Raw genomic sequence first — 1,172 nt, forward strand, 5'->3', positions numbered from 1 at the left:
GCTGACACCGCTGTTGTCGGTACCGGCTTCCCGGAGCACCGGCGCAGATTCACCGGTGACCGCCGACTCATTGATGGTCGCGGCGCCCTGAACAATCTCGCCATCCGCGGGAATCAGTTCGTTCGGTTTTACCAGCACCCGGTCGCCCTTGCGAAGGTCTGTGGCGGGCACTTCCTTGTGCTGCTCGCCATCGAGTTTGCAGGCTTTCAGGTCTTTCCTTGTAGCCCGGAGCGCACCGGCCTGAGCCTTGCCGCGGGCTTCCGCGACAGACTCGGCACCATTGGCGAAGAGGACGGTGAATAGCAGGATCGCACTGATCGCGAAATCCAGGCCAGCCGGGGCACCCTGGGCGAGGTGGCTCAAGCCCAGCAGAAAGGTGATCACCGTTCCGATACCGACGACCATCATGACCGGGTTGCGGGCCAGATCCTTTGGCGTCAGCCGCTTGATGGATTGGCCGACAACTGTGCCCAGATCAAGTGAGTCAGTCATTTTGGGGGTTCTCTTGGACATCATCATTCTCCACTCAGGACATCAGACTCAGGGCTTCAGCGATCGGGCCGAGAATCAGCACCGGCATAAAGCTCAGCAGGGTAAACATCACAATCACCGCCAGGGTCATCAGCCCAAAGGTGGGCGTGTCGATGCTCAGGCTGCCCCGACCTTCCGGCGCGGAACGCTTGGCGGCCAGTGATGCGGCGATTGCCAGCGGTGCGAGAATCGGGATGAAACGACCCAGCGCCAGGTTGACGGCACAGGTCACGTTCCACCACACGGTGTTGTCGCCAAGCCCTTCAAAGCCGGAACCGTTGTTGGCAAAGGCGGAGGTGTACTCGTAAATCACCTGGCTGATGCCGTGGAAGCCCGGATTGGAGTTGCCGGTCAACGATGGGAAGGCAACGGTGATAGCGCTGAAGCCCAGGATCAACAGGGGCTGGATCAACAGGGCGATGCAGACTAGCTTCATTTCCCGGGTTTCCAGTGCCTTGCCGGCAATTTCCGGTGCCCGGCCGATCATCAGCGAGCCCAGAAACGCCGCCAACAGCAGGAACAGCAGGTAGCCAATCAGCCCCACACCGATACCGCCAAAGGTGACGTTGATGAACATGTCGATCATCGGGATCATGCCGCCAATGGGGTTAAAGCTGTCGTGCATGCCGTTGACGGACCCG

The 1,172-nt window shown here is 60.3% G+C and carries 1 protein-coding gene and 1 pseudogene; both read right to left on the reverse strand.

The window, feature by feature from the left end:
- Positions 1-492, reverse strand: a pseudogene (locus Q674_RS0120695) (potassium-transporting ATPase subunit B); the annotation flags it as partial.
- A 34-nt stretch (positions 493-526) separates the two neighbouring features.
- Positions 527-1,172 (reverse strand): potassium-transporting ATPase subunit KdpA (locus Q674_RS27780; RefSeq protein WP_036199133.1); only part of this gene is annotated, 646 nt, incomplete at its 5' end.

The sequence above is a fragment of the Marinobacter sp. EVN1 genome, from assembly GCF_000475375.1.
Taxonomy (GTDB): Bacteria; Pseudomonadota; Gammaproteobacteria; order Pseudomonadales; family Oleiphilaceae; genus Marinobacter; species Marinobacter nauticus.